Raw genomic sequence first — 25,523 nt, 5'->3', positions numbered from 1 at the left:
CCGGACCTCTCCGAACCCGACCCGCCGGTCGATCCCGCCCCGACCGAACCCGGCCCGGTCGCCCCCACCCCCGTCACCCCCGGCTCCTGCGACCTCTCCGTCGTCATCCCCGCCTACAACGAGCAGCATCGCCTCACCCCCACCCTCGACGCCCTCACCGCCCATCTGGCCGGCGAGCACGAGCGCTGGTCCGCGTGGGAGATCGTCGTCGCCGACGACGGTTCCACCGACGCCACCCGCGAGCTCGTCGCCGCCCGCCAGGACCCCCGCATCCGTCTGGTCACCGGCGACCGCAACCGCGGCAAGGGCCATGCGCTGCGTCTCGGTGTCGCCGCCTCCCGGGGCCGTCGGGTGCTGGTCACGGACGCCGATCTCGCGACGCCCATCGAGGAGTTGGAGCGGCTGGAGAAGGCCCTCGCCGAGGGCAACTGCGCGGCGATCGGCTCGCGTTCGGCCCCCGGCGCCACGATCGGCGACCGCCAGCACCGGGTGCGCGAGCTCCTCGGCCGCGCCGGGAACCTGCTCATACGCGCCACCGCCCTGCCCGGCATCCGCGACACCCAGTGCGGCTTCAAGCTCTACGACGGCGACCGCGCCCGCGAGGCCTACGCCGCCTCCCGCGTCAACGGCTGGGGCATAGACGTGGAGGTGTTACGGCATCTGCGCCGCGCCGGCCTGTCCGTCGCCGAGGTCCCCGTCCGCTGGTCCCACCGGCCCGGCTCGAAGGTCGGCCCGCTCGACTACGTCCGCGTGCTCACCGAGATCACCCGCATCGCCGCCCGCGCACTGCGCCCGGCCGACGTCTTCGCCGCGTTCCTGTTCCTCCTGATGTCGGTGGCCCTCTACTCCGCCCGCTTCTTCGCCCCCGCCGACCGCTACCTCCCCGACTCCCTGCGCGACCAGAACCAGTGGGAGTGGTTCTTCGCGGTCACCGCCGACAACGTCGCCCACTTCCGCAACCCCCTCTTCACCGACCTCCAGGGCTTCCCCGACGGCGTCAACCTCATGGCCAACACGGTCATGCTCGGCATGTCCGTCCCCCTGACGCCCCTCACGCTCACCGCCGGACCCGCCGTCACCCTCAGCCTGGTCATGACGCTCGGTCTCGCCGCGACCGCCGCCGCCTGGTACCGGCTCATCGTCAAGTACGTCGTACCCGGCAGGGTCGCGGCCTTCCTGGGCGCCTTCCTCGCCGCCTTCGCGCCGCCGATGGTCAGCCACGCCCACGCGCACCCGAACTTCGTGGTCCTGTTCATGATCCCGCTGATCATCGACCGCGCGCTGCGCCTGTGCACGGGCACCCGGGTGGCACGGGACGGGGTGCTGCTCGGCCTGATGGCGGCCTACCAGGTCTTCCTCGGCGAGGAGCCGTTGCTGCTGACCGCGCTGGGCCTGCTGCTGTTCGCCGCCGCCTACGCCGTCGTACGCCCGGACACGGCCCGCACGTCCTGGCGTCCGCTGCTCAGGGGCCTGCTCATCGCCGCCTCCGTCTGTCTTCCGCTGGTCGTGTATCCCCTGGTCTGGCAGTTCGCCGGTCCGCAGAGCTACACCGACATCGAGCACAACCCGCGCTCCTTCAACAGCCCCCTCGCCCTGCTCTCCTTCGCCGAGCGCTCCTGGCTCGCGGGCGACGCCCGGACGGCGAACGCCCTGGCCTTCAACACCACCGAACAGAACGCCTTCTACGGCTGGCCGCTGGTCCTGCTCGCCGCCGCGATCCTCGTACGGCTCTGGCAGCGGGCCCTGGTCAGGGCGCTGGCGTTCACGGCGGTGGCCGCGGCCTTCCTGTCCCTGGGCCGGGAGTTCCGCATTCCGCTGACGGACGTCACCCTCCCCGGCCCGTGGCGACTGTTCGCCGACAAGCCGTTGTTCGAGGCGGTCATCGAGAGCCGGGTGGCGATGATCTGCGCCCCCGCGCTGGGCCTGCTGCTCGCGATCGCCGTGGACCGGCTGAGGACGGTACGCCGCCCGGCCGTGCGCCGCGCCGGCCTCCTCGGCGTCGCCCTCGCCCTGCTCCCCCTGATCCCGGCCCCGCTCAGGGCGGTCGACCGCGAGGAGGTGCCCGACTTCATCGCGGACGGCACCTGGACGTCGTACGTCCGCGAGGGCGAGTCACTCGTGCCGGTGCCGCTGCCCGACCCCTCCGACGCGGAGGCGCTGCACTGGCAGACCGAGGCCGGCCTCGGCTTCAAGCTGCCCGGCGGCTATTTCAACGGCCCCTACGGCGACGAACGCGTCGGCATCTACGGCGCCGAGCCCCGCTTCACCTCCAACCTGCTGCGTGACGTGCGCAATTCGGGGGACGTCCCGCCGGTCAACGAGTCCTGGCAGGCACAGACCAGGGCGGATCTGGCGTACTGGAAGGCGGGCGTACTGGTGCTGGCCCCGCAGCCGAACGACCGCGCGCTGCGTGAGACCTTGGACAAGCTGGTGGGCACCGGGGGGACGTGGGTGGACGGAGTATGGGTATGGGACCTGCACGAGGGGAGCCACTCCCGCGCCGCACCGATTACCCTGCCCTGACCACCGCACTACACCGTGCTACGACCTGCTGAGCGAGGAGCCCTCTTTTGGCCTGTGACCTGTGGCTGGTACCGCTCGTCGACGTGTTGTGCCACACCCCCGACAACCCGTTCGCCGAGGAACTCGCGCAATACAACAAGGTGCTCGCCGAGGCCGGGCTGCCACCGGTGCCGGTGTACCAGTACATGCCGGGCCTTTCCGGGGACGTCGCCCCGGTCGCCGGCTTCGACTACGACGCGCTGCACTTCCTGCGCCGCGCCTATCTCCTCCAGGTCTGCGGACTCGCGGTCACCCCGGTCGACGACCTGGGCGGCGACTACGAGCAACTGCTGGAGATGTTCGAGTCGACGGCCAAGCAGTCGCACCTGGTCTGGCACTACGACCACGCGGGCGCCTATGTCCCCGTCGACTTCCCGAGCCCGCTGTCCAACGACGAACTCCTCGCGGGCGGCGGCCCCCTGGGCTCGGCACAGTCGCTCCTGCGCGAGCTGGAGTCCGTGGCCCCGGTGATCGGCATCGACGCGGCCAACCCGCCGACGGCCCCCCAACCCCCGCTCAGCCCCACGGCCCTGGAGGAACCGGCGGTCCCCGCCCCCTACGACCCGAGCCCGTTCGCCCGCGAACGACACGTCTGGCTGGGCCTGCACGCGGCGGCGACCCGGAGTCTGGCGCAGGGCTCGATGATCGTGTTCAGCTAGCCACGTCAGCTGGGCCGGCCTCTTCCGCATCGGCACCCGGACCGGGGCGGCGGGCTGCCGCCCCGGTGACTGTGGGGGTCAGCTCTGCTCGACGATGCGGATGGTGCGGATGCCCGTGCCTCGATAGCGGGTCGGCGTCCTGGTCAGCACCGGACGGCCGCGCGGCCACTCGACGGTGGGCAGGGCGAGGTGCAGCACCTGCGCCCCGCTCCAGTCCGGTTCGTCCTTGCCCTCGTCGTCGACGCCGGCCGTCCGCAGGCGCTTGCCCACGGCGGCAGCGGCCGAGAAGTCGAACCCTTCCACATTGACCGACGGCAACGCGCCCAGGTGCTCGGCGACTCCGACCCGCTCACGCTCTGCGGCCGCGAGGCTGAGTGCCGGGATGTAGACGCGCAGGGCGGGGTCCTTCTCCGCCTCGACGACGAGCCGCGAGGCCATGCTGTTGCCCGCCCCGAGGGCGAGCGCGGCCGTTTCGTCGAAGATGACGGCACGCGGCAGCGGGTACCGCTCCTCCTGAGTCACTGCACCTCACCGATCCGTCCGGCTTCGAGGTCGGCCCACAGCTTCTCGCCGGCCCGCTCGTCCTCCTCGGTGTACGGCCGCCCGAGGAAGTGCTCCTCGACGTACGCCTTGGTCTCCTCGTACCGCTTGAGCAGCTCTTCCTTGGTGGGCGTGGCCCCCGCCAGCTCCGCCACGAAGTCCCGCATGCTCATCCCGCGCTCCCGGGCCAGCTCCTGGAGCCGGTCACGGACAGCGGGGTCGACCTTGATCGTGGTGTCAGCCATGAGCAGAGTATACCGACGGTATACCACCTCAGGCCGCTCCAATACGGCAGTCATCGAACACGCTCCATTTCTCCCGAAGGAACCGCCGGACGAATCCGCCCGGCTCTCGGAAATCGACCTCAACGGCCGTGACAGGAACGGGGGTCGGTGCCACCGGAGGCCGCAGCCGGGCCTCGACATGGCTGTACGCGGAGGGCGCGCACCGGGGCCCACCCCACGTCACCGCCGCCCGCACCTGGGCACTGCCGGCCCCCCGCCGCCACCACTCCTCCACCAGCGGCGCGAGCCGCACCGCCTCGGCGGCGTCGAGGGTGAGGCGCCGGTCGTAGTCCCCGAACGACAGGAGCAGACGCACGGCTTCGGCGGTACGCGCGCCCGTCGGCGCACTCCGGCCGCCGACTTTTTCGGTTTCACCCGTTCGTGGCCCGGCTTCGTACGGAGCGTCGAACACCTCGTAAGCGACGGAGAGTTGGCCCGCCGCACCGCACCGGCACCCCTCCCGCACCACCCGCCGCAGATACCGCCGTTCCTCCAGCTCACGCAGGGCGGCGGCGACCCGCCCCCGCCCCTCGCCGCGCGGCACGGCGAGCGCGCGCAGGGTGACGCGGGCGTGATGCGGGAGGGCCAGCAAGTACGTCAGTACGCTCACCGCGCACCAGGAGATGCTCCGGTCGCGGAGAAGGGCGGCGGACAGGCCTGAAAAGACGCGCGCAGGCGTCGTACGATGAGAACGCATCCGGAGGTAGTGCTCCTGGGTGTCGAGCCCCCGGGTGTTGGCGCACCGCGGGGGCATTTCCGTTGGCGTGACTCTAAGGCCACGCAGAGCGACGATTGCAAGTCGAAACCGCCTTTCCCGGGCGGAAGTTCGCGTTCTTCACTCCTGCGAGTGAAGAGCGGTGCGCAGCAGCAACGTGTGCACGAGCCGGTCGGCGGACGTGGGGCGGTAGCGCCAACTCAAGGGCCAGGTCGGACCGTTGAGCGCGGGCACCGGGACGTACGAGACATGGCCCGGAGCGGCGACGAAGCGGGTGACTCCGGCGGGCCAGACGCGGTGGGACGTACTGCCGACGGGCACGAGGAAGTACACCCCGCGCCGCCCGGTCGCCGTCTCTACGATCGGCCCCGGGTCACCGCCGGTCATCCGCGCGAGCCGGTCGGCGAGGTCCCGGCCCTCCTCGCCGTCGACCCTGATCGCGTCGAACTGGACGCCCGCCTTGCGGAGTTGCATGCCGGTCGGCGGGACCCAGGTCAGGTCACTTTGCGTATTCACGGCCTCAGTCTGAGGGCACAGAGCTAGCGTGATCCATAACTCTGCGTCGCCGGTTGAGCACGGTTGATGACCGGCGTCCGTGAGTTGTGACCGGTTGAGTTCGGTTGAGTTCGGAGGTGACCGCAATGGCGCGGGCGGAGAACAAGACGGAGGCAGGCGGAACGGCCCATCTGGTCGCCGCGTTGGCGAAGGCTTTGCGGGAGCAACATGGGCTTACACAACCGCAGTTGGGGGACAAGCTGGGGTATACGGCAGCGGCGGTGAGCGCGATGGAGACGTGCGCGCAGCCGGCCAGCGATCAGATGCTGGTGAAGTTGGAGAAGGAGATCGGGGGTGGGCTGGGCGTATTCGAGAAGGCCCGCAAGTGGATGCTGCTGGAGAAGTACCCGGCTCGGTTCCGGGGGTTCTCGGAGCTGGAGGCGGGGGCGGTCACCATCTGTTCGTACGAGACGCTGGTGGTCGACGGGCTGTTTCAGACGGAGGACTACGCAAGGGCGCTGATCGGCGGCAGCTATCCGCCGGTTTCCGAGCAGAAGCGGGAGGAACTGGTTGAGGCGCGGCTAGCCCGTCGGGCGCTTTTCGTCAGAGATCCAGCTCCGATGATCGAGCTGATCCTGGAAGAGAGCGTGCTGCGGCGGCCGTTTGGCAGCCGGGAAGCTCTGCGTGGTCAGTTGCGCTCGCTCGCCGAGGACGCCCAGCGGGACAACGTCTGCGTCCAGGTGCTGCCTCTCGACCGTGGGCTGCGCGGAACCTATGCGGGCGACCGCGGCGCGATGAAACTGGTGGAGACCGAGCATCACCAACATGTCGTCTACTTGGAGATCGAGGACCAGGGAATTCTGGTCAGCGATCCCCCTGAGGTGTCCCAACTGACACACCGCTATGCAAAGATCCGCTCGCAGGCCCTTGGTCCCGACGACTCACTGAGCCTCATCGAACGGTTGGCAGGAGAGGAACGATGACAGGCACCGGAACCCTGCGCTGGTTCAAGTCGAGCTACAGCGACGGCGGTGGCGGCAACTGCGTCGAAGTCGCCCCCTGCCCCCACCCCACCCCCACCATCCACATACGCGACTCCAAGAACCCCGACGGCCCGAAGCTCACCGTCTCCGGCGGGGCCTGGGCCGCCTTCCTCGCGCTCCCGGCCACACCCCCCACCCCCTGACCCAAAACACGTATCACTTTCCCGAAACCCGTCACATCTTTTCCCGACCACACCCCCACCCCCGGGGGATCCGCGGGCGACTGCCCGGTGGTTGCCCGCCCGCGTGCGCGACGCTGGTCGGCATGACTGGATCCCCCCATGCCAAGGCGCCGCCCGGCATGGCCACCGTGTACCGGGCGACCCTTGAAGCGCTGGCACAGTACGGGCCGCGGCGTGCCGGGATGACGCAGATCGCGCGCCTGGCCGACACGAACCGGCCCTTTCTCTACCGGAACTGGGCGAGTCGCGATGCCCTGATCCGGGAAGCCACACAGCTTGAGCTGAGGCGTCTGCTGTTCTTGGCCCGCGAGGTGCCGGACACCGTGCCGCCCCGGTGCCGGCAGGCGCACTTCGTGGTGCGCGCCGCGCGCCTGCTGCGGGAACATCCCGTGGTCGGGACGACGGCCCGCACCACCCCGGAGCTCGTGCACACCGCTGTCCTGCGTCCGGTCAGCGACTGGCACACGACGGCATGGCTCTGGCTGCTCGAGCATGTGACAGGCCACATCAAGGCACCGGCCGAACGCGACAGCGCCACCCTGGCGGTACTCACCACAGCGCTGCCTTACGCCCTGACGCCGTCCACGAATCCCTCGGATCCCGAGGAGCGCGCGGCCGTCGACGCCCGCTTGAGCACCGCCGTACACCTTTGCCTCGCGGTCGCGCCGTGCGCGGAACCCCGACCGCCGGGCGGCCACACCGCGTGAGGTGACGCCCCGGCGGGCACCACCGCCGGGGCTCACTGCCGTCTCCTACAGGAACGAGTTGATCTCGATCGTCTCGTCCCGGCCCGGACCCACGCCGATCGCGGAGATCGGCGCGCCGGACATCTCCTCCAGCGCCTTGACGTAGTTCTGCGCGTTCTTCGGCAGGTCCGAGAAGGACTTGGCCGACGTGATGTCCTCGGACCAGCCGGGCAGCGTCTCGTAGACCGGCTTCGCGTGGTGGAAGTCGGACTGGGAGTACGGGAGTTCCTCGACGCGCTTGCCGTCGATCTCGTACGCCACGCAGACCGGGATCTCCTCCCAGCCGGTGAGCACGTCGAGCTTGGTGAGGAAGAAGTCGGTCAGGCCGTTCACGCGGGTCGCGTAGCGGGCGATCACCGCGTCGAACCAGCCGCAGCGACGGTCACGGCCGGTGGTGACGCCCCGCTCGCCGCCGATCCGGCGCAGCGCCTCGCCGTCCTCGTCGAACAGCTCCGTCGGGAACGGGCCGGCGCCGACGCGGGTCGTGTACGCCTTGAGGATGCCGATGACGCGGCTGATCTTCGTGGGGCCGACGCCCGCGCCGGTGCAGGCGCCTCCGGCGGTGGGGTTGCTCGACGTCACGAACGGATACGTGCCGTGGTCGATGTCAAGGAGCGTGCCCTGGCCGCCCTCGAAGAGGACCACCTTGTCGTTCTCCAGCGCCTCGTTGAGGATCAGGACCGTGTCGGCGACGTACGGCGCGATCTTCTCGGCGTAGCCCAGCAGCTCCTCGACGACCTGCTCGACGGCGATCGCGCGCCGGTTGTAGAGCTTGGTGAGGACCTGGTTCTTGACGTCGAGGGCCGCCTCGACCTTCTGGGTGAGGATCGACTCGTCGTAGAGGTCCTGGACCCGGATGCCCACGCGGTTGATCTTGTCGGCGTAGGTCGGGCCGATGCCGCGCCCGGTCGTCCCGATCTTCCGCTTCCCGAGGAAGCGTTCCGTCACCTTGTCCACCGTCACGTTGTACGGCGTGATGACGTGCGCGTTTCCGCTGATCAGGAGCTTGGACGTGTCGACGCCGCGCTCGTTCAGACCGCTCAGCTCGGAGAGCAGGACCGACGGGTCGACGACGACGCCGTTGCCGATGACCGGGGTGCACCCCGGGGAGAGGATGCCGGAGGGGAGAAGGTGGAGGGCGTACTTCTGGTCGCCGACGACGACCGTGTGGCCGGCGTTGTTGCCGCCCTGATAGCGGACCACGTAGTCGACGGATCCGCCGAGCAGGTCCGTGGCCTTCCCTTTACCCTCGTCACCCCACTGAGCACCGAGCAGCACAAGTGCGGGCACGCGCGTACACCCCTTCCGGGCGGGGCATGTCCAAGGTCAGGGGTGCCACACGGCGGTCTTCCACCGTGTGCACCGCAACCGTCCGCGACCGTCTTTGGCCGCGAACCGTCGGACCGGATGGCCCCGGAATAGACGAAGCCCCTGGCGCAATAGCGCAAGGGGCTCTTGCACAAAGATGCTACCCGAGGAAGCGAGGCATGGCCGAGGTGGCGACTTTCGCGATGTCCGATCAGCTGCTGGTGGTGATCGATCCGATCGCCCGGAGGACGGAGGGCGAGTCCGTCAGGATCGCGAAAGACGTGCTCAGCGCGGGTGCGGCGACGAAAGTGTGCCTGCCGGAGGGGCCGGACGAGTTCGCCCGCGCGCTCGCGAAGCGCGGGTCGCGCCGGCCGGTGGTCGTCGGCGACGACGGGGCACTGCTGCGCGCCGTGGCGCTGCTGCACCGGCAGCGGCAGCTGGCCGAATGCGTGCTGTCGGTGGTGCCGGTCGGGGGTGCGCTGGCCCTGGCCGGATCTCTGGGGGTGCCGACGAGCACGGTCGCGGCGGCTCGGGCGGTGCTGGACGGGGTGGAGCGGCGCATGGATCTGCTCGTGGACGACAGCGACGGGGTGGTGCTGGGCGCGCTGCGGATCCCGCCGATACGCGACCCCGCCGCGCCGGTCGGGGCGAGCGCGGTGGGGGCCGGGGCGGTACGACCGTGGCTGCGGACGTGCCAGTCGCTCGTCAGGACACTGGTGCCGGCTCGCGGCACAGCGGTACCGGGGCCCGCCGGCCCGGTGCGGCTGCGCGTCGAGGTCGACGGGGCGCCGCTGGTGGACCTGGACCAGCCGGTGGAGGGGGTGTCGGTGACGCCGGGGGGCGCGGGTGTGGCCGAGGTGGAGGTGCGGCCGACGTCGGTGGGGGCGGAGGCCTCGCCGCTGCGGGCCGAGGGGCGCACGGTGACCGTGTCGGGGGCGCATTTCCGGTACCGGGCGGACGGGACGGTGTCGGGGCCGGTGCGCAGACGGACGTGGACGGTCGGGGAGGGCGGGCTGCGGCTGGTGCTGCCGGGGCGGTGAGCCGCTGAGGGGTCAGCCCGGTCCGAAGGTCTTCTCGCGGTGCGCCCGCCAGCGTTCCATCATGGCCGCGACCTCACCGTCGATGAACTCGAAGAAGGCGAGCGTCTCGGCCAGGCGCCGCCCGGCCGGGGTGTCGGCGCCGAGGCTGGTGACTCCCTCGCGCAGGGCCGACTCCCACCGCTTGAGGACCGCCTCGCGGTTGGTGAGGGCCTCGTACCACTGGTCGCCGTGCACCCGGTAGCGCTCCCGGCGCGACCCGGGCTCCCGCTCACGCGACACCATGTGCGTCTGGGCCAGGTAGCGCACCGCGCCGGAGACCGCGGCGGGGCTGATGCGCAGTTGTTCGCTCAGTTCGGCGGAGGTCAGCACACCCTTGTCGGAGGCGAGCAGCGCGGCGAAGACCCGGGCGGCCATGCGCTGCATCCCGGCTTCCACCAGTTGCGCCGCGAAGGACTCCACGAACTTCGACACGGACTCCGCGTCCCGGCCGGCCCCGACTGACTCCGTCATCCGCCCATCCTATCCGGCCTTCATACGCTTCCTTAACTTCACAAATTTCTGAAAGAAGCGTACGTTCTGAACCATGACGAAGGCAATCACCGTCTCCGGACTGCACAAGTCGTTCGGCAGGACGCACGCGCTCGACGGCCTGGACCTGGACGTCGAGACCGGCGAGGTCCACGGCTTTCTCGGCCCCAACGGCGCCGGCAAGTCCACCACCATCCGCGTCCTGCTCGGCCTGCTGCGGGCCGACTCCGGCGGCGCCCAGGTACTCGGCCGCGACCCCTGGGCGGACGCCGTGGAGGTGCATCGCCGGATCGCCTACGTGCCGGGGGACGTGACGCTGTGGCGGAACCTGTCGGGCGGTGAGGTCATCGACCTGTACGGCCGGCTCCGCGGCGGGCTCGACACCCGGCGCCGCGCCGAGCTGATCGAGCGCTTCGAACTCGACCCCACCAAGAAGGGCCGCACGTACTCCAAGGGCAACCGGCAGAAGGTCGCCCTCGTCGCCGCCTTCGCCTCCGACGTCGACCTGCTGATCCTCGACGAGCCGACGTCGGGCCTGGACCCGCTGATGGAGGAGGTCTTCCAGCGCTGTGTGGAGGAGGAGCGCGAGCGCGGCCGTACGATCCTGCTCTCCTCGCACATCCTCAGCGAGGTCGAGGAGCTCTGCGACCGGGTCAGCATCATCCGCAAGGGCCGTACGGTCGAGAGCGGCTCCCTCGCGGACCTGCGCCACCTGACCCGGACCAGCGTCACGGCCGAACTCGCCGGCCCGCCCAACGGATTGGCGCACCTGACCGGCGTCCACGACCTCAACGTGCAAGGCCACCGCGTCCGTCTCCAGGTCGACACCGACCATCTCGACGCCGTACTGCGCTCGCTCAGTGAGTCCGGCGTACGGTCGCTGACCTCGACACCGCCGACGCTGGAGGAACTCTTCCTGCGCCACTACCAGGCCGACCTGAGCGAGGTGGCCGCCCGATGACCGCCACCGCCTTCGGGGTACGGCCCGGTGGCGCGCGCCAACTCGCGGGCACCGGGTCCCTGCTGCGCTTCGCCCTGCGCCGCGACCGGGTGATGATCCCGGTCTGGGTGGCGGTGAACGCGCTGATGATCCTCTCCATGCCGAACACGCTGGAGAACCTCTACGACTCCCCGGCCGACCGCGCCAACCTGGTGCAGGACACCGCGACCAACGCCTCCTTCCGCGCGCTGATCGGCCCGGTCTTCGACGACTCGATCGGCGCCCTGACGGCCTGGCGGGTCGGCGTGTACGCGGGCGCGCTCGCGGCCGTGGTGAGCATGCTCCTCGTCCTACGGCACACCCGGGACGAGGAGGAGAGCGGCCGTCAGGAGCTGGTGGCGTCCGGGATGGTGGGCCGCCGGGCCTCGCTGACGGCCGCACTGCTGACGGCGGCGGTCGCGAACGCGGCGCTGGCCCTGCTGGTGACGGCCGGACTGGCCGGCCAGGGCGCCTCGGGTGCGCTGGCCTTCGGGCTCGGTCTCGCCGGGGTCGGCATGGTCTTCGCGACGCTGGCGGCGATCGTCGCCCAGTTCACGGAGAGCGCGCGGCTGGCGCGGGGACTGACGGCGGGGCTGCTGGGCGCCGCGTTCGTGCTGCGCGCGGCGGGCGACTCGGCGTCGGACGACGGTTCGTCGGCGCTGACCTGGGTGTCGCCGCTGGGCTGGCTGGAGAATCTGCGGCCGTTCGCGAGCGAACGCTGGTGGGTGCTGTTGCTGTTCGCGGGGGCGGCGGTGGTCCAGGGCGTGGTGGCCTACGAACTCGCCGGGCGCCGGGACGTCGGCATGAGCTTCCTGCCCACCCGCCCCGGTCCCGCCGAAGGCCGCCTCGGCACGGCGGGCGCGCTGGCCTGGAGGTTGCAGCGCGGCAGCGTGCTCGGCTGGAGCATCGGCTTCTTCCTCGCCGGGGTCGTCTACGGCGGGCTGACCGACGGCGTGGCCGATCTCGTCGGCGACAACGAGAACGCGCGGGAGATCTTCGAGCGCATGGGCGGCCAGTCGGGTCTGACGGACGCGTTCCTGGCGTCGATGGTCGGCATGCTCGGCCTGATCGCCGCGCTGTATGTGGTGGCGTCGGTCCTGCGACTGCACGGCGAGGAGACGTCGATGCGCGCGGAACCGATCCTGGCGAACGCGGTGGGACGGCTGCGCTGGGCGGGGGGCCACCTGGTCATCGCCTTCGCCGGGTCGGCCCTGATCATGCTCCTGGCCGGCCTGGGCTTCGCCGTCGGCTACGGCAAGGAGGTCGGCCCGATCCTTGGGGCGTGCCTGGTGCAGCTGCCGGCGATCTGGGTCATCGGCGGCCTGGCGGTCCTGCTCTACGGCCTCTTCCCGCAAGCGGCGATGGGGGCGTGGGCGGTGGCCGGTGCGATCCTGCTGATCGGCTGGGTGGGACCCGCGCTCGACGTCCCACAGGCGGTCCTTGATCTGTCCCCCTTCGGCCATCTGCCGAAGCTGCCGGGCGGCGGGATGGAGTGGGGGCCGGTGCTGGTCCTGCTGGCGCTGGCGGCGGGGTTGGTGGCCGCGGGGCTCGCGGGGTTGCGGCGGCGTGACATGACGACCTGACGGGGCGGCTCAGTCGACGTACTGCTTGAGCTTCTCGGTGTCGAGTTCGATGCCGAGGGGCTCGGGCAGCAGGAGCTTCGCGCCGAAGGCCACCCGACGGGCATGGCGATATCCGATGCGCGGATCCGGTTCGCTGTACAGGGCAACTGTGGACTCGTCACGGTCGATCAGCAGATAGAACGGGATGCCGGCCTCGCCGTACGCCTGGCGCTTCTCCACACGATCGCGGTGGTGTGTGTACGAGTCGTGCGACGTGACCTCTACCGTCATCAGCACCCCGTCCGGATCGGACCAGTCTCCATGCCCCGCGAAGTGCCCGACGGGTGCCAGCGCGCCGTCTGGCAGGACACGCCCTTGCCCGTGTGCCTCCACCTTCAGTCCCCGCGCCGGGTAGAGGCCGAACTCGGGTCTGGCCTGCATCCACTCATGGACCAACCGCATGACAACCGTGCCGTGGTTGCCATTGGTGGCCTTCCTCAGTCCGAGCCTGCCGCCCAGGAACTCGAGACGCACGGTTTCGATCTCCCGCTCGGCAAAGGCGGCGAGCTGCTCGAATTCCTCCACCAGCAGCTGATCCGAAGTGTCCGTCACGGTGCTTCCCTTCGCAGGCGCGCACCAGCGTCGCGTGTCGCCCCCGAGCACCGTCCGGCCTTCGCACACGATCGTCCGAACGGGTGATCACCCCACCTCGACGCTGAGCCCCTCCAGCCCCCGGATCACAAAGTTCGGCTTCCGCTCCGGCTCCGCCGCCAGCCGCAGGGTCGGTGCCTTCTCCAGCAGGGCTGTCATCGAGGCGGCCAGCTCGATCCGGGCCAGCGGAGCCCCGATGCAGTAGTGGATGCCCGCGCTGAAGGAGATGTGCGGGTTCTCCGCGCGGGTGAGGTCCAGCCGGTCCGGGGTCTCGAAGACCTCCGGGTCGTGGTTGGCGGAGCCGAAGAGCAACGCGATCTCCGCGCCGCGGGGGATCGTCGTGCCGGCGATGTCGATGTCGTCCAGGACCCAGCGTTCGAAGAGCTGGAGCGGGGTGTCATAGCGCATCAGCTCCTCGATCGCGGACGGGATCAGGGAGTGGTCGGCGCGCAGCGCGGCCAGCTGGTCGGGGTTGCGGAACAGGGCCCACCAGCCGTTGACCGTCGAGTTCACGGTGGCCTCGTGGCCGGCGTTGAGGAGGAGGACCGCCGTGGAGATCATCTCCTGCTCGGTGAGGCGGTCGCCCTCGTCATGGGCCTCGATCAGGCCGGAGATCAGATCGTCGCCCGGCTCCTTGCGGCGGGCCGCGATCAGCTCGACGAGGTACTCCGAGAACTCCACCGATGCGCGGACCGCCTTCGCCGCCGTCTCCTCGGACGGGTTCAGCTCGTACATCCCGCAGATGTCCGCCGACCAGGGCCGCAGCTGCCCCCGGTCCGCCTCGGGAATGCCCAGCATCTCGGCGATCACCGCGACCGGCAGCGGCTCCGCGACATCCGTCAGCAGGTCACCGCCGCCCGCCGCCACCAGCCCGGACACCAGCTCGCCCGCCAACTGCTGGACATACGGCCGCAGCCGCTCCACCGTGCGCGGTGTGAACGCCTTCGACACCAGCCGGCGGATCCGCGTGTGGTCCGGCGGCTCCAGGTCGAGCATCCCGTGGTCGTTGAGGACGTGGAACGGCTCGTGCTCCGGCGGCGGCGCGGTACGGCCGAAGTCCTCGTGGGTGAAGCGGTGCTGGTACGTCCGGCCCAGCCGGCGCTCACGCAGCAGCGCCGAGACGTCCGCGTGGTGCGGCACCAGCCACTGGTTCGTGGGCTCGAAGTAGTGCACCCGGCCCCGGGCACGCAGCTCGGCGTAGGCCGGGTACGGGTCGGCGAGGAACGCCGGGTCCCACGGGTCGAAGGCGAGGGCGGAAGGAGCTGCCATGACCGGACGGTAGCCCGCCCTCCCCCTCCCTGACCAGGGGTCTAGGAGGCGCCGAAGTCCGGCAGTGTGATCGTGCCGTCCTCCGCCAGCGGGAACCCGGGGTTGTGCGCGACCTCCCACGCGTGACCGTCGGGATCGACGAACGCGCTGGAGTAGAAACCGATCGCGTTGACGGCCGCCGGCTTGGTGACCGTCCCGCCGGCCCGCTCCACCGCGGCGAGGAGCTCGTCCACCTCCGCCTCGGACCGGACGTTGTGCGCGAGGACGATCCCGCCGAAACCCCCCGCCGGGGCGGAAGGCTCCAGCCCGCAGTCCTCCGCCAGCTTGTCCCGGCCCCACAGCACCAGCCCCAGACCGCCCGCCTGGAAGAACACGGTCTCCTGGACCTCCTGCCCCCGCCAGCCCAGGGCCTCGTAGAAGGCCTTGGAACGGGCGAGGTCGGAGACACCCAGCGTGATCAGAGTGATGCGCTGTTCCATGTCCTCACCGTAGCCCCGGCGCCTCAGCCCGGCGTGACCAACCGCGCCTCGTACGCGAACACCGCCGCCTGGGTACGGTCCCGCAGGCCCAGCTTCACCAGGATCCGGCTGACATGGGTCTTGATCGTCGACTCGGCGACCACCAGCCGCCCGGCTATCTCCGAGTTCGACAGGCCCTGCGCGATCAGCACCAGCACCTCCGTCTCCCGCTCGGTCAGGTCGCCGTACGCCGCGTGCGCGGACGGCATCAGCCGCGGGGAGTCGGACAGCTTCGAGAACTCCGTGATCAGCCGCCTGGTGATCGACGGGGCGAGCAGCGCCTCACCGGCCGCCACCACCCGTACCCCGTCGGCGAGTTGCCGCGCCGAGGCGTCCTTCAGCAGAAAGCCGGAGGCTCCTGCCCGCAGCGCCTGGTACACGTACTCGTCGAGGTCGAAGGTGGTCAGCACCAGCACTTTGGCCGCACCGTCCGCCGCCACGATCTCGCGGGTCGCCTCGATGCCGTTCAGCTCCGGCATGCGGATGTCCATCAGCACGACGTCCGGGGCGAGTTCACGGACCCGGTCCACCGCCTCGCGGCCGTTGACCGCCTCGCCGACGACCTCGATGTCCGGCATCGCGTTCAGCAGGACCGAGAAGCCTTCGCGCACCATCATCTGGTCGTCCGCGATCAGCACGCGGATGGTCATGAGTTGTCCTCTGTGGTCGCCGCGACCGGCAGGAACACCGTCACCTCGTAGCCGCCTTCGTCCGTCGGGCCCGCCGTCATCTCGCCGTTCAGCATCGTGACGCGCTCCCGCATGCCGGTGATGCCGTGCCCGGCGCCCGGGGAGGGCTTCACCAGGGCCGGAGCGGGCGGCGGGCCGTTGACTATACGCAGGCCGAGGCCGCCGAGGACGTACGCGATCTCCACTGAGGCGCTCGCGCCGGGCGCGTGCCGCAGGCTGTTGCTGAGCGCCTCCTGCACGATGCGGTACGCCGACAGCTCCACGCCCTGCGGCAGGGCGCGCACCGCTCCGGTCACCGTCTTCTGCACGCTCAGGCCCGTGTCGCGCACGTTCGCCAGCAGCCCCTCCAGGTCGGTGAGGGTGGGCTGTGGAGTGTCGGGGGCCTCGTAGTCCTCGGCGCGGACGACGCCCAGGACCCGGCGCAGTTCGGTGAGCGCCGCCACCGCGTTCTCCCGGATGGTGGCGAAGGCCCGCTCCAGCTCCTCCGGCGGGTTCTCCACCCGGTAGGGGGCGGCCTCGGCCTGGATGGCGACGACCGACATGTGGTGCGCCACCACGTCGTGCAGCTCGCGGGCGATGTTCGTGCGCTCCTCCAGCAGGGTGCGCCGGGAGCGTTCGTGCGCGGTCACCGTCTGCTGCGCGGTCACCTCCTGGCGGGCCTCCCTGCGGGTGTGCCAGACGGCCACGACGAGCAGGACCAGCGCGGAGACCATCAGCATCGCGCCGGCGTTGGTGCCGGAGGACGGACCCCCTCCGAGCATGATGTCCGCCACGAAGGCGTACGCCGCGGTGACCGCCCACATGTACCCGGCCGTGCGCGGCCTGGTGCGGATGGCCACGATCGTCAGCACCGTCAGATGGCAGGCGAAGCTCGCGGGCAGCCACGGCCATCCCTGCATGGAGCTGCCGAAAACCTGGCTGACCGGGGTGGCCGCCAGCGACAGCCAGAAGGCGCCGACCGGCCTGATCATGGTCAGCAGGATCGGGAACAGGGCGAGCGGGCCGAGCAGCACGGCCACGCCGTCGTTGTCGACAGCGGCCATCAGCAGCGTGAGCAGGCCGATCCCGGAGATCAGGGCGTGCGGTGTCCAGGCCGCGTATTCACGCAGGCGGCCCGGCAGCCGGCGGGTCACCGGGCCGTCCACTCCCATCCGCGGCAGCGGACGGTAGGCGAAGGCGTCGTGGAACAGGTCCTGCCGCAGCCCCCGCAGGGCGCCCGCGGCCAGCCGGTACTCCGGGCTGCGCTGCTTGGCCGCGTCCCCCGTCGGAGGGGTCGGCATCTGAGTCGTGTCGGTCACGTACCGAACCGTAGGCGCCGCCCGGTGTTCCGGTCGTCCCCAGTGAGAGGGGTTCTGCCGGGTCCCTCTCAGGTACTACGGGTGTCACCGCTGGTCGGGCCCGGTCCGGGCGCTCGGGTCAATACCCCGAGGGCCGAACCAGACCCGATTCGTAGGCGAAGACCACGGCCTGCGTACGGTCCCGCAGTCCGAGCTTCACCAGGATGCGGCCCACGTGGGTCTTCACGGTCTGCTCGGCCACCACCAGGCGCTCGGCGATCTCCGCGTTCGACAGTCCCTGCGCGATCAGGGACAGCACCTCCGTCTCGCGTTCGGTCAGCTCGCCGACGCGCTCCCTCAGCGGGGCGCGCGGCCGGCCGTCGAGACGGAGGAACCGGGTGAGCAGACGGCGGGTGACGACGGGCGCGAGGAGGGCGTCGCCGGCCGCCACGACCCGTACCGCCTCGGCCAGTTGGTCGGCGGAGGCGTCCTTGAGGAGGAATCCCGAGGCGCCCGCGTGCAGCGCCTCGTACACGTACTCGTCGAGGTCGAACGTCGTCAGCACCAGCACCCTGATGTGCGGCGAGGCGGCGACGATGCGGCGGGTGGCCTCGATCCCGCCGAGCTCCGGCATGCGGATGTCCATCAGGACGACGTCCGGGGCGAGTTCGGCGACCTTCGCGACCGCGTCGAGGCCGTCGACCGCCTGGCCGACCACGTCGATGTCGGGCTTGGTGTTGAGCAGCACGGAGAATCCCTGCCGGACCATCTGCTGGTCGTCGGCGATGACTACGCGGATGGGGCTGCTCGTCATGGGGTCGGTTCTCCTGTCAGGGGCGGTGAGTCAGTGGGGCGTCGCCCCGTGGGAGGAAGGCCGAGACCGCGAATCCGCCGTGCTGGGTCGGAGCCGCGGTGAGATGCCCGCCGAGCATCGCCGCGCGCTCACGCATGCCGAGCAGGCCGTGTCCCGCGCCCGAGAAGGGCCGGACCGGTTGCTGCGGGCGGGAGTTGACGACGCCCAGATGCAGACCGTGGTGGTCGTGGGAGATCTCGACGCGTACCTGCGAGCCCGGTGCGTGCCGCAGGGCATTGCTGAGCGCCTCCTGGATGATCCGGTACGCGGACAGCTCCACGCCCGTGGGGTACGGCGGAGCCTCGCCCCGGATGTCGGTGACGACGTCCAGGCCGGCGGCACGGGTGTTGTCGATGAGCGCGTCGAGCCGGTCGAGCCTGGGCTGGGGGGCGTCGGGGGCGGCCGTGGAGCCGAGGTCGCCGAGGCCGTAGGGGTCTTCCGAGCCGTCGGGGTCCTCGGAGCGCAGGACGCCCAGCACCCGGCGCAGTTCGGTGAGCGCGTCCAGGGCGTTCTGCCGGATGCCCGAGAGGTTCTCCTTCAGCTCCTCGGAGGGGTTGTCCACCAGGTGCGGGGCCACCTGGGCCTGGATGGAGATCACCGACATGTGGTGGGCCACCACGTCGTGCAGTTCGCGTGCGATGCGGCTGCGCTCCTCCAGCAGGGTGCGCCGGGACCGCTCCGCGGCGGTGATCGTGGCCTGCCGGCCGAGTTCGGCCCGGGCCTCCCGGCGACCGCGCAGCGCCGTGCCGAGCAGCACGGCGACCGCGAACAGCGAGAGGGCGAGCGCCCCGGTGCTCTGGGTGTCCGGGGCTCCCACCAGTCCTTGAAGGAGGTAGGTGACCAGCGCGGACAGGACCAGCGCCTCGGCGGACACACGCGTGGGGACGCGGAGCGCGAGCAGCAGCAGCACGAGCAGCTGCGCGATGAGGCCGGAAGCCGTCCATGGCCACGTGAAGTCGTGCGCGTCGCCGGACATCAGCCGTTGGCGCACCGCGAGGGCCGCGACCACGGTGGCCCCCAGCGACAGCCACCAGGCCGGGATCGGCCGGCTCAGGGCGAGGACCACCGCGCCACCCTGCGCGATCGCGACCGGGAAGGCGAGCCCGAAGGCCAGCCCTCCGCTGTCCTGAAGCAGTGCCATGTCGCCGAGCGTGATGCCGAGCGCGGCCAGGCACAGCAGGCCGTGCGGCAGCCAGCGCAACCACACCGAGGGAGGCAGCGGATCCGCCCGGAGGGTCCACAGGTCGCCGCGCAACACCCGCGACCAGCGCCGCAGGCGGCCCGCGAACGCGTGCTGGGTCCCCGCCTCTGTCACATGGCCAACCCTAGGCATGATGGTGTGCCTCCGTTTCACTGTCGCGGGAGACCGGTTGGGACCGGACGACTCTGGACCGGCGGCCCCTCGGGCGGCGTGGGCCCTGTTCATGGACGCGGAAGGCCGCCCAGCACAGGGCCAGGGCCACCGTGAACAGGGGAAGCCAGACCAGACGGGCCGCCACCCAGGTCACGTGATCGGGGCGGGTGTGCAGGCCGGGGAGGTGACCTGCCGTCAGGGCCGTGGCCGTGGTGGCCATCAGAGCCGTCTGGTGCCACAGGAAGATCGTCATCGCGGAGAGGTTGAGCAGGGCCGCCGCCGCCCAGGCCACCGGGCGGCGCATCGCCCGCCGCAGCGGGTCGCGCAGAAGCAGCGCCAGGCCGCACTGGGCCAGCCCGAAGGTGACGGCGGCCAGCGTCGGCGGGTTGAGGTTGGAGACACCGGCGCCGGGGACGCCGACCATGGACGCCGGATAGCCCGCCCAGGCGATGAGCGCGGCCGTCGCCGCCGCGCCGCCGGTCAGCAGGATCCAGCCCGCGCGTGGGCGCTCCAGTTCGCCCCTGGTCCAGGCCGCGCCCAGCGTGTACGGCACCAGCCAGCCCGCCGCCAGGTTCACCCAGCCGAGCCGGTCGGGGCCGCCCAGGCCGAAGCGCAGGAGGTCCACATGGAGGACGACGGCCAGCGGCCACAGGGGGTGCAGCCGCAGCAGGAGCGGCGTCGCCGCCGTCAGCGCGGCGAAGACCAGGAGGAACCACAGGGGGGACAGGGCCAGTTTGGCCAGTGTGTGGACGGTGTCCGGGTCGGTGCCCGAGACGAGCAGCAGCGCCGATGCCACCGTCCACAGGGTGAGGACGGCCGCCACCGGTCTGAACAGGCGGGACAGCCGGAGCCTCAGCCACTGTCCGTAGGTGGTGCCGCGCTGCCGGGCCGAGGTGTAGCCGCGGGTCGCCACATGACCGCCGACCAGGAAGAACACGGCGAGGGTCTGGAAGATCCAGGAGATCGGGGACAGCCAGGGCAGATGGTGGAGCGGGCTGGCGGTGCGCAGACCGGTCCCGCCGTCGTCCGCCACCAGGGCCGTGACCAGCCAGTGGCCGAGGACCACACCGAGGATCGCGAAGGCCCGCAGGGCGTCCACGGCACGGTCGCGCTCGGCCGGGGTGGCGGCGTCCACCTGGGCGGCGCCCCGGCGTACGCCATTCCATGCGTCCTTCAGACGCGCCGCCGTCGATTTCCACGCGCCCTTCGGACGCGCCGCCGTCGTCGGCTCAGCCATGGCCGACCTCCGGGGTCTCGCCCAGGACGATGCGGGTCAGGTTCGTCAGGGAGGTCGAGCCCGGCCTGAAGTAGTCGCTGTGGCCGCCGTCGCCCGCCGCGAAGACCCGGGCGCCGAAGGCCGGGGAGACCGGGTCGGTGCCGAAGCCGACGGTCGTGCCGAGCAGGTCGAGGCTGATGTGCGGCACCTCCGCCACCCAGTCGGCACCGCCGCGCGCCGCCCAGACGCGGGCCCGGGTGTGCAGCGCGGCGGCGCTGTCCGCGCCGGTGCCGGGGCTGCCGACCAGGGCGATGTCGTTCACGTCGAGGTGGGGGGCGGCGCGTCCGCAGACCACGGAACCGTAGGAGTGGCAGAGCAGGGAGACCCGGGCCTCCCGGCCGGTGACGGCGCGCAGTTGCTGTATGAACTCCCGTAGTCGCGGGGCGGCTTGCTCGGCGCGGTCCGTCGTGGTGACCGTGGTGCTCACCGTGCCCGGGGTCTCGTAGCCGAGCCAGGCCAGCACCGCGGTGCTCGTGCCGTGCGGGGCCTGCCGGCTGAGGCGTTCGTGCAGCGCGCGGGCAGCGTCGCGGAAGCGGTCGTAGGTGTCGATGGAGGTGTCGGAGCCGGGGACCAGGACCGCGACACGGTCGGCGTGGGCGAGGTCGCCGAAGACCTCCGTGGCGAGGCCGGCGCCACGGCCGTCGTAGCTGAGGAACCGGCGTGACGGGTCGGCCATCGCGCGGACCGCGGCGGCGCGCTCATGGTTGCCGTGGGCGGCGGCCATGCGGGACGCCTCGGCGGCGTTGGCACGGTTGGCCGCGTAGGTCTCGTCCAGCGTCGCCGCCGTGACCGGTGCGAGGGCGGCCGGGGCGGGGGCGGGGATCTCGGGGCGTGCGGCGCCGGACAGCGGGACGACCACGGCGGCGGTGATCAGGGCGGCGAGGAGGGCGCGGCGCCGGCGGTGGGTCCGCCTGCGCCCGCAGGGCCCCGGTGCCGTCGGCGGCGATTCGTCCGCCTGATCGGATCCGCGCGGCCGGTGAGCCTCGCGCGGCTCGCTCGTCCCGGCCGCCCCCGTCGTACGCCCCATGGTGGTCTTCCCTTCCGGTCCGCCCGGCCATCGGGCTTGCCTGGAGGGGAAGTTACGGATCGCGACGTGTCGTCCGCGTCATGCCAGGGAGCTCACCTGCGACGTAGCTCTCAGGTACTACGGGTATGAGAGGGAGCGGTCAACGCGGCGTCTCACCAGGCCAATTGCGCGATCTCCTCGGCCACCACCGCGCACGCGTCGGCCGCCGGATCGATCAGCGGGAAGTGGCCGACGTCCTCCAGCAGCGTCAGACCGACCACTTCACCGGACTTCGCCGCCGCGTCCGCGTACGACTCGGCGACCGCCGCTGGCACCACGATGTCCGCGCGGCCCTGGACGAGCGTGGTCGCGATGCCCGTCGGAAGCAGGAACGCCGGGTCGGCGTACGGCCGGCGCTCCGCGAACTCCATGCCGCCGCCGAGGAACTGGCGCGCCGCTCCCCCGCAGACGTCCAGCTTGTCGGCGACGTCGAAGTCGGCGATCGGGGCGAGGGCGACCACACCGCGCAGGGGCGCGGGCCGGTCGGTGCGCCAGGGGGCGTCCGCCGGGAGGACATGTCGGGCCGCCGCCCACAGGGCGAGGTGGCCGCCGGCGGAGTGGCCGGTGAGCACCATGCGGCGCGCGTCGGCCTGCGGGAGCGTTTCGCGTACGAGCGCGGGCAGCGCGTCCACCGCGGCGGCGATGTCGTCGAGGGTGTCCGGCCAGCGGCCGGCGGGCGGGCCGGCGACCGGGTCGCCGTCGGCCGGATGCTCCGCCCCGCGCCGGTACTCCACGTTGGCCACGGCGAAGCCCCGGCGGGCCAGGAAGTCCGCGAACGGCGTGACGTGGCGCCGGTCGTAGCGGGCCCGCCAGGCGCCTCCGTGCAGCAGCACGACCAGCGGGGCCGGCGCGCCGGCGGGGATCTCGCCGCGGGGCGCGTAGAAGTCGATCACCTGGTCGGGGTGGTCGCCGTAGGACGCGAGGGCGTCCGGGTCGACGGGCGGGTGCGAGAAGGCCGATTCCTCCTCGGCGGCGTCCCGGGCAGCTGCGGCGTCGTCCGGCATGCTCCAACCTCTCAGCGATGAAACGGGTTTGGACGAAAGGGGGGTGGCGGACCAGGTGCGAATTCGGCCGTTGGCGGGGACGGTATCAGGCGGGTGACGTGCGCGGACACGTGGATGTCACGCTCGGTGAGGGTTAAACGGTTCTGCTGTTTCGTTACGCTGGCGGTGCGGGGCACACCACGGCCCCCGCCTGCACCAAGGAGGCCGAAATGTCCGCCGAACCCGGCACCGTACGTCCCGGAGGGCGCACCGCGCGTGTCCGCGCCGCCGTGCTCCAGGCCGCCGGAGACGTCCTCGCGGAGCAGGGATTCGACGGCCTCGACCTCGCGGACGTCGCCCGCCGCGCGGAGGTCGGCAAGACCACCGTGTACCGCCGGTGGGGCTCGGTGACCGGGCTGGTGGCCGATCTGCTCGCCGACATGGCCGAGCAGTCGTCGCCGCGCCAGGAGACCGGCTCCGCACTGGGGGACCTGCGGGCCAACGCGGCCCTGGTGCGGCGGACGTTGGCCGATCCGAGACAGGGTGCGCTGTTCCGCGCGGTGATCGCCGCGGCGACCTGCGACGCGCGGACGGCGCAGGCGCTGCGGCGGTTCTACGAGGTGCGGGTCGCGGAGTGGGCGCCGTGCGTGGACCAGGCCGTCGGCCGCGGCGAGTTCCCCGCCGGGACCGACGCGGAGGCGGTCGTACGGGCAGTGTCTGCGCCCCTCTACTACCAGTTGCTGACGACCGGGCTGGTCCCCGACACCCCCGCCGCGGAGCGTGCCGCACGCGCCGCGCACGCCGCCGCCGTGGCGGGGGTGTACGTCGGTTAGCGCGGCGCCGCCCCGCCCAGCACCTCCGCCAGCACCCGCGCCGCCCGCTCCACGTCCGCGAACCCGGCGTACAGCGGGGTGAAACCGAACCGCAGCACATCGGGGTGCCGGAAGTCGCCCACGACCCCCCGCTCGATCAACCGCCGCATCACGTCCCCGGCGTCCGCGCAGCGCAGCGCCACCTGGCTGCCGCGCTCCCCGTGGGCCACCGGGGTCACCGACTCCACGCGTCCCTCGGGCACATACGCCCCGACGCACTCCAGGAAGAAGTCGGTCAGCGCGAGCGACTTGGCCCGTACCGCCTCGATCGACACCCCGTCCCAGACCTCCAGAGCCGCCTCCAGGGCGAGCATGGAGAGGATGTCCGGCGTGCCGACGCGGCCGCGCAGGGCGCCGGCGGCCGGCTCGTAGGCGGGACGCATGCCGAACGGCTCGGTGTGCGAGTTCCAGCCGGGCAGCGGGGAGTCGAAGCGGTCCTGGAGGGCCTGGCGCACGTACAGGTACGCCGGTGAACCGGGGCCGCCGTTCAGGTACTTGTAGGTGCAGCCGACGGCCAGGTCCACGCCGTGCTCGTCGAGCCCGACCGGCAGCGCGCCCGCGCTGTGGCACAGGTCCCACACGGCGAGCGCGCCCGCCGTGTGCACGGCGGCCGTCAGGGACGGCAGGTCGTGCAGGCGGCCGGTGCGGTAGTCGACGTGGTTGAGCAGCACCGCGGCCGTACGGCCGCTCAGCGCGTCCGGCACCTCGGCGGGCGTCACCGGCCGTAGCGTCCGGCCGGTCATCCGGGCCGCCGACTCGGCGATGTAGCCGTCGGTGGGGAAGGTGGTCGCGTCGACGAGGATCTCGTCGCGCTCGTCCCCGGCGATGCGCACGGCGGCCACAAGCGCCTTGAAGACATTGACGCTTGTCGAGTCGCCGACCACGATCTGCCCGGGCGCCGCGCCGACCAGCGGGGCGATCCGGTCGCCGATCCGCTCCGGCGCGGTCCACCAGCCGCTCTCGTTCCACGACCGGATCCGCAGCTCGCCCCACTGCCGGCGTACGACGTCCTCGACGCGGCCGGGGACGTTCGCGGGCAGGGCGCCCAGGGAGTTGCCGTCGAGATAGACGACGTCGTCGTGCAGCACGAACTGCTTGCGGACCGCGGCCAGCTCGTCGGCGGCGTCGAGCGCGCCCGCCCTCACCACCGGCTCAGACATGGGACCTCGCCGTCCACAGCTCCGGGAAGACGTTCTTCTGCGCGCGCTTCTCCAGCCAGGCCACGCCGGCCGAGCCGCCGGTGCCGGCCTTGGCGCCCATCGCGCGCCGGGTGGCGACCAGGTGGTCGTTGCGCCAGCGCCACACGAGCTCGGCGACGTCGGTCAACGCCTCGCCCAGACGGGCGAGTTCGGAGTTCTGGTCGCCGGCGTAGATCGCGGTCCAGGCGGCCTCGACCGCCTCGGTGGGCTCGTACCGGCGCGAGACGTCACGCTTGAGCACCGCCTCGGGGATCGCGCAGCCGCGCCGGGCGAGGAAGCGCAGCACCTCGTCGTAGAGGCTCGGCTCGTGCAGGGCCTTCTCCAGTTCCGCGTGGACGCGCGGGGCGCCGCGGTGCGGGACCAGCATGGACGCGGACTTCTCGGCGAGCAGGAACTCCATCCGGCGGTACATCGCCGACTGGAAGCCGGAGCCCTCGCCGAGGGCGCTGCGGTAGGAGTTGAACTGGGCCGGGGTGAGCTGGCCGAGCGGCTTCCAGGAGGAGTTCAGGGCCTCCAGTTCCCGCACGGAACGCTTCAGGGCGTCGATCGCCACGGCCGGCCGGTCCTCGCGCAGGGCGCGGGCGGCGGTCTCCCACTCATGGACGATGACCGTGAACCACAGCTCCATCACCTGGGTCGTGACCAGGAAGACCATCTCTCCGGGGTCGTCGGAGAGGGTGTGCTGGAGGTGGGTGAGCACGTCCGCCTTGACGTAGTCCTCGTAGGGCGTCGTGCCGGCGAAGTCGAGATTCGGCGTCTCGGGCTCCTGAGTCTGCGTGGACCTCTGAGCCTGCTGGGACATCGCTGTCTCCTGTGTTACTCCGGGTAGCGGTCCGCCCTGCCGTTATCGGCAAAGGGGCCCCGGTCCCCACC

The 25,523-nt window shown here is 71.7% G+C and carries 27 protein-coding genes; 9 read left to right on the top strand and 18 right to left on the bottom strand.

Going from position 1 to position 25,523, the window contains the following annotated elements:
• Positions 1–105 precede the first annotated feature (105 nt).
• Complete coding sequence (locus ACIQWG_RS23395) at positions 106–2,523, top strand: glycosyltransferase (RefSeq protein WP_404099406.1); 2,418 nt, start codon at positions 106–108, stop codon at positions 2,521–2,523.
• Positions 2,524–2,570: 47 nt separating this feature from the next.
• On the top strand, positions 2,571–3,221 hold the full coding sequence (locus ACIQWG_RS23390; protein ID WP_404098946.1) for a hypothetical protein: 651 nt from the start codon (positions 2,571–2,573) through the stop codon (positions 3,219–3,221).
• 78 nt (positions 3,222–3,299) lie between these two features.
• Here ACIQWG_RS23390 and ACIQWG_RS23385 read toward each other — a convergent pair whose 3' ends face one another.
• The 4 genes from ACIQWG_RS23385 to ACIQWG_RS23370 form a co-directional block, all read right to left on the bottom strand.
• Complete coding sequence (locus ACIQWG_RS23385; protein ID WP_404098943.1) at positions 3,300–3,743, bottom strand: hypothetical protein; 444 nt, start codon at positions 3,741–3,743, stop codon at positions 3,300–3,302.
• Positions 3,740–4,006: a hypothetical protein gene (locus tag ACIQWG_RS23380; protein ID WP_404098940.1), complete on the bottom strand. Its 267-nt coding sequence runs from the start codon at positions 4,004–4,006 to the stop codon at positions 3,740–3,742. The genes ACIQWG_RS23385 and ACIQWG_RS23380 overlap by 4 nt, the downstream gene beginning before the upstream one ends.
• A gap of 28 nt (positions 4,007–4,034) precedes the next feature.
• Positions 4,035–4,655 (bottom strand): hypothetical protein, encoded by a 621-nt coding sequence (locus ACIQWG_RS23375; RefSeq protein WP_404098939.1) that lies wholly within the window; start codon positions 4,653–4,655, stop codon positions 4,035–4,037.
• 225 nt (positions 4,656–4,880) lie between these two features.
• Complete coding sequence (locus ACIQWG_RS23370) at positions 4,881–5,276, bottom strand: hypothetical protein (RefSeq protein WP_404098937.1); 396 nt, start codon at positions 5,274–5,276, stop codon at positions 4,881–4,883.
• 125 nt (positions 5,277–5,401) lie between these two features.
• On the opposite strand from ACIQWG_RS23370, the gene ACIQWG_RS23365 reads away from it, so the two are divergent.
• The 3 genes from ACIQWG_RS23365 (at position 5,402) to ACIQWG_RS23355 (ending at position 7,187) form a co-directional block, all read left to right on the top strand.
• A complete protein-coding gene (locus tag ACIQWG_RS23365) occupies positions 5,402–6,238 on the top strand; it encodes a Scr1 family TA system antitoxin-like transcriptional regulator (protein WP_404098935.1) in 837 nt (278 codons plus the stop codon).
• Positions 6,235–6,441 carry a DUF397 domain-containing protein gene (locus tag ACIQWG_RS23360; RefSeq protein WP_404098932.1) on the top strand — a complete coding sequence of 69 codons (207 nt, stop codon included), beginning with the start codon at positions 6,235–6,237 and terminating at the stop codon, positions 6,439–6,441. The genes ACIQWG_RS23365 and ACIQWG_RS23360 overlap by 4 nt, the downstream gene beginning before the upstream one ends.
• 158 nt (positions 6,442–6,599) lie before the next feature.
• Positions 6,600–7,187 (top strand): TetR/AcrR family transcriptional regulator, encoded by a 588-nt coding sequence (locus ACIQWG_RS23355; RefSeq protein WP_404098930.1) that lies wholly within the window; start codon positions 6,600–6,602, stop codon positions 7,185–7,187.
• 45 nt (positions 7,188–7,232) lie between these two features.
• Here the strand turns inward: ACIQWG_RS23355 and ACIQWG_RS23350 are convergent, their stop codons facing one another.
• Positions 7,233–8,516, bottom strand: a complete 1,284-nt coding sequence (locus ACIQWG_RS23350) for an adenylosuccinate synthase (protein WP_404098929.1) — start codon at positions 8,514–8,516, stop codon at positions 7,233–7,235.
• A gap of 197 nt (positions 8,517–8,713) precedes the next feature.
• On the opposite strand from ACIQWG_RS23350, the gene ACIQWG_RS23345 reads away from it, so the two are divergent.
• Positions 8,714–9,574, top strand: coding sequence for a diacylglycerol kinase family protein (locus ACIQWG_RS23345; protein ID WP_404098927.1), 861 nt, complete (start codon positions 8,714–8,716; stop codon positions 9,572–9,574).
• A gap of 12 nt (positions 9,575–9,586) precedes the next feature.
• Here ACIQWG_RS23345 and ACIQWG_RS23340 read toward each other — a convergent pair whose 3' ends face one another.
• Complete coding sequence (locus ACIQWG_RS23340; RefSeq protein ID WP_404098925.1) at positions 9,587–10,084, bottom strand: GbsR/MarR family transcriptional regulator; 498 nt, start codon at positions 10,082–10,084, stop codon at positions 9,587–9,589.
• Positions 10,085–10,157: 73 nt separating this feature from the next.
• Here ACIQWG_RS23340 and ACIQWG_RS23335 point away from each other — a divergent pair, with 73 nt between their 5' ends.
• Both ACIQWG_RS23335 and ACIQWG_RS23330 read left to right on the top strand, forming a co-directional pair.
• A complete protein-coding gene (locus ACIQWG_RS23335; RefSeq protein ID WP_404098922.1) occupies positions 10,158–11,063 on the top strand; it encodes an ATP-binding cassette domain-containing protein in 906 nt (301 codons plus the stop codon).
• Positions 11,060–12,664, top strand: coding sequence for an ABC transporter permease (locus ACIQWG_RS23330; RefSeq protein ID WP_404098920.1), 1,605 nt, complete (start codon positions 11,060–11,062; stop codon positions 12,662–12,664). The genes ACIQWG_RS23335 and ACIQWG_RS23330 overlap by 4 nt, the downstream gene beginning before the upstream one ends.
• A gap of 9 nt (positions 12,665–12,673) precedes the next feature.
• On the opposite strand, the gene ACIQWG_RS23325 is transcribed toward ACIQWG_RS23330, so the two are convergent.
• The 10 genes from ACIQWG_RS23325 to ACIQWG_RS23280 form a co-directional block, all read right to left on the bottom strand.
• Positions 12,674–13,255, bottom strand: coding sequence for a Uma2 family endonuclease (locus ACIQWG_RS23325; RefSeq protein ID WP_404098918.1), 582 nt, complete (start codon positions 13,253–13,255; stop codon positions 12,674–12,676).
• Between the two features lie 87 nt (positions 13,256–13,342).
• The gene (locus tag ACIQWG_RS23320) at positions 13,343–14,563 is read right to left on the bottom strand and encodes a cytochrome P450 (RefSeq protein ID WP_404098916.1); all 1,221 of its coding nucleotides are present in this window, start codon (positions 14,561–14,563) and stop codon (positions 13,343–13,345) included.
• A gap of 41 nt (positions 14,564–14,604) precedes the next feature.
• Positions 14,605–15,042, bottom strand: a complete 438-nt coding sequence (locus ACIQWG_RS23315) for a VOC family protein (protein ID WP_404098914.1) — start codon at positions 15,040–15,042, stop codon at positions 14,605–14,607.
• 23 nt (positions 15,043–15,065) lie between these two features.
• Positions 15,066–15,731, bottom strand: a complete 666-nt coding sequence (locus ACIQWG_RS23310; RefSeq protein ID WP_404098913.1) for a response regulator — start codon at positions 15,729–15,731, stop codon at positions 15,066–15,068.
• Positions 15,728–17,068 carry a sensor histidine kinase gene (locus ACIQWG_RS23305; protein WP_404098910.1) on the bottom strand — a complete coding sequence of 447 codons (1,341 nt, stop codon included), beginning with the start codon at positions 17,066–17,068 and terminating at the stop codon, positions 15,728–15,730. The genes ACIQWG_RS23310 and ACIQWG_RS23305 overlap by 4 nt, the downstream gene beginning before the upstream one ends.
• 118 nt (positions 17,069–17,186) lie before the next feature.
• A complete protein-coding gene (locus ACIQWG_RS23300) occupies positions 17,187–17,861 on the bottom strand; it encodes a response regulator (protein WP_404098907.1) in 675 nt (224 codons plus the stop codon).
• 16 nt (positions 17,862–17,877) lie between these two features.
• Positions 17,878–19,233 carry a sensor histidine kinase gene (locus ACIQWG_RS23295; protein ID WP_404098905.1) on the bottom strand — a complete coding sequence of 452 codons (1,356 nt, stop codon included), beginning with the start codon at positions 19,231–19,233 and terminating at the stop codon, positions 17,878–17,880.
• Entirely contained in the window at positions 19,226–20,491 is a 1,266-nt protein-coding gene (locus tag ACIQWG_RS23290) for an acyltransferase (RefSeq protein ID WP_404098903.1), read from the bottom strand. The genes ACIQWG_RS23295 and ACIQWG_RS23290 overlap by 8 nt, the downstream gene beginning before the upstream one ends.
• Positions 20,484–21,557: an alpha/beta hydrolase gene (locus ACIQWG_RS23285; protein ID WP_404098901.1), complete on the bottom strand. Its 1,074-nt coding sequence runs from the start codon at positions 21,555–21,557 to the stop codon at positions 20,484–20,486. The genes ACIQWG_RS23290 and ACIQWG_RS23285 overlap by 8 nt, the downstream gene beginning before the upstream one ends.
• A 152-nt stretch (positions 21,558–21,709) precedes the next feature.
• Entirely contained in the window at positions 21,710–22,600 is an 891-nt protein-coding gene (locus tag ACIQWG_RS23280; RefSeq protein WP_404098899.1) for an alpha/beta hydrolase family protein, read from the bottom strand.
• A 209-nt stretch (positions 22,601–22,809) separates the two neighbouring features.
• Here ACIQWG_RS23280 and ACIQWG_RS23275 point away from each other — a divergent pair, with 209 nt between their 5' ends.
• Positions 22,810–23,412, top strand: coding sequence for a TetR/AcrR family transcriptional regulator (locus ACIQWG_RS23275; RefSeq protein ID WP_404098896.1), 603 nt, complete (start codon positions 22,810–22,812; stop codon positions 23,410–23,412).
• Here the strand turns inward: ACIQWG_RS23275 and kynU are convergent.
• Complete coding sequence (gene kynU / locus ACIQWG_RS23270; RefSeq protein WP_404098895.1) at positions 23,409–24,611, bottom strand: kynureninase; 1,203 nt, start codon at positions 24,609–24,611, stop codon at positions 23,409–23,411. The genes ACIQWG_RS23275 and kynU overlap by 4 nt on opposite strands.
• Positions 24,604–25,452, bottom strand: coding sequence for a tryptophan 2,3-dioxygenase family protein (locus ACIQWG_RS23265; protein ID WP_404098893.1), 849 nt, complete (start codon positions 25,450–25,452; stop codon positions 24,604–24,606). The genes kynU and ACIQWG_RS23265 overlap by 8 nt, the downstream gene beginning before the upstream one ends.
• Positions 25,453–25,523 lie beyond the last annotated feature (71 nt).

Origin of the sequence: Streptomyces sp. NPDC098781 (assembly GCF_044759995.1) — a bacterium.
Taxonomy (GTDB): domain Bacteria; phylum Actinomycetota; class Actinomycetes; order Streptomycetales; family Streptomycetaceae; genus Streptomyces.
Note: the sequence above shows the minus strand (reverse complement) of the source record. Positions and strands in the feature narration are given on the sequence as shown.